Source organism: Bradyrhizobium sp. UFLA05-153 (assembly GCF_054185185.1).
This window is the reverse complement of sequence record NZ_JBBIAM010000299.1, coordinates 1-1,976: the sequence shown is the minus strand read 5'-3', so window position 1 is coordinate 1,976 and position 1,976 is coordinate 1. Positions and strand designations below refer to the sequence as shown.

The 1,976-nt window shown below is 51.0% G+C and carries 3 protein-coding genes and 1 pseudogene; all 4 read right to left on the bottom strand.

All coding sequences use genetic code 11. The annotated features are described in order from the left end of the window. Positions 1-116: transposase (locus Q2941_RS51495; protein WP_458194751.1), on the bottom strand; the 116-nt coding region annotated here is incomplete at its 3' end. 75 nt (positions 117-191) lie between these two features. Beyond that, a complete protein-coding gene (locus tag Q2941_RS51490) occupies positions 192-560 on the bottom strand; it encodes a hypothetical protein (protein ID WP_458197523.1) in 369 nt (122 codons plus the stop codon). A gap of 74 nt (positions 561-634) precedes the next feature. Further along, positions 635-1,297, bottom strand: a complete 663-nt coding sequence (locus Q2941_RS51485) for an ABC transporter substrate-binding protein (RefSeq protein ID WP_458197522.1) — start codon at positions 1,295-1,297, stop codon at positions 635-637. Positions 1,298-1,343: 46 nt separating this feature from the next. After that, positions 1,344-1,976: pseudogene (locus tag Q2941_RS51480) on the bottom strand (hypothetical protein); the annotation flags it as partial.

Genomic DNA, 1,976 nt, shown 5'->3' with positions numbered 1-1,976 from the left:
TAGATCGTCGCTTCGGAGATTCCATGCTTGCGAGCCAGGTCAGCCGTCTTCGCCCCAGCCTCATGCTCCTTCAATACAGCGATAATCTGCTCTTCCGTGAACCTTGCTCGCTTCATCTGTCCGTCCTTCTTCGGGCCGGACTCTAACTCCTTCTGGAGGAAATACTCAGTGGCAGGTCATATCCGGCCTGCCTAATATCGCGTGCTTGGAGCAGCGATATCCCATGACTGGCCATTAAAGCGCATCAAATGCAAAGCACGACCAAAACGAGCTCGCTCTTCTCGCGCAGCTTCAAAGTCTCTTTGAATGCACTGTGATGTGAGGTTACCTGCGCAGCCCTGCAGCAAAGCAACTGTCGATCTCGCCTGGAGATAAGCTCTCATGACAGCTTCCGACGGAGACACGGTGTCAGGAAGATATCGGCTTTTGAAGATTTCCCATTCCTCACTCTCAGCAGACGTCAGAACTATGCGAATCCTCTGATTAGCCAAGGAAAAAATACCGTTATGAGTTCCCATTTCTTGCTTCGCAATAGAAACTGCTGCATCGCTCAAAACCATCGTAGGCTTCCAGTCCACCACTTCTGCTGCCTGCTCCAGCAGTTTGATCTGGAAATCAGGCTGACCAAAGATTACTAGAAAGTCTGCATTGTGCCCGCTACCCGTGAGACCCGATTGCCGAGAAATTTAGGATCTCCGTCGATGTTGGTAATCATCGACCGAGCATTTTTTTCCCCCAAACCACCATAAAACCCAGCTAAAAATTGGTGCGCGGAACGGCTCTCCTCGTGAATGATTGCAATTTTAGCGCCGGGCATTTCTTTCAGCATATACTCACCGAAAAATTTCCCCTGAACTTCAGGCGGTGTTTTCAGTGACTCCGAGTCTTCATCTGGGTCGACATCAAACACTTGTGGGACTTTTTTGAAACGAACATAGGGGCCGATTGCATTGTTTGCCTCTTTGTTCATTCGAAAAAGTAATGTCACTTTATCGACTTCAACAAGCTTGCGAGTCAGATCCAGGGTCCTCTTGAGACTTCCCTCGTCGTCATAAGAGACCAAATCTACGTCGCGGCCGCCAATACCGCCGTCATCGTTGATTTTTCGAAAATAGGCAGCCGCAACCATCAGGGAGCCTGCGCGATCAAGGTCGGCGTTCAGGAACGAGCCAACACTTCCAACTTCGATTTTTGGAAGAGAAGGCTCGGTGCCTCTGACAGTAGAATGCATGCCTAGAATTATTAGCGCTGAAACCACCGCCGTAGAGAGCAATTCTGAAATTTTGAAGTAGATCATCCGCCCGTCATGCCACGTTCGGGTTTGGTCGCATTCGCGTTCGAGTTTAGCGATTTTTGACATCGCGCGTCCGAAAGAGCGCCGAAGTGCTCGATACGCCCAATGCCACAAGAGGCACACTTAGCAAACCTCCGGAGAGCATCGCGGTTTGGACTGCGCCTGCCATTAGATGGAGGACACCTAGAAGCGCTGAAGACAGCGCCGCGACCACCATTGGGGACTTGTCACTTGGAAGGAAAAGAAGGTCGATTAGTCTGCAAACGCTTCCCACAAAAAGACTCGCCGCGGCCACACCCAGGAATGAAAAATCGGCGTAAGCGTCGGCTATAAACATCGAGTTGCTGATTGAACCCGATTGGCTTCGCCAAAGGTAAGAGACGTCCGCGAAGGCGGGATGGAAATCCGCGCCCAATAAGAGGGCTATTGGCCGTATATTCGTTCCCCAACTATGAGACAAGTAGTACGGAAACGCCGTGAAGAATTCCAGAACCGCTTCATTCGGCACGAAGAACGCTCGTCGGAAGAAGAAATTTATTGCGGTGGCCCCAAGGGCGGTCTCGGGAATGGTAAGTCTGATCAACGGATAAAATATCGCAAGCAGCTGAAATGGACCCGCGGAGCGGGACCGCTTGAGCCGGTTTGTTAGTTGGAAACTGACCGCTCCTGATCCGTTTCTATC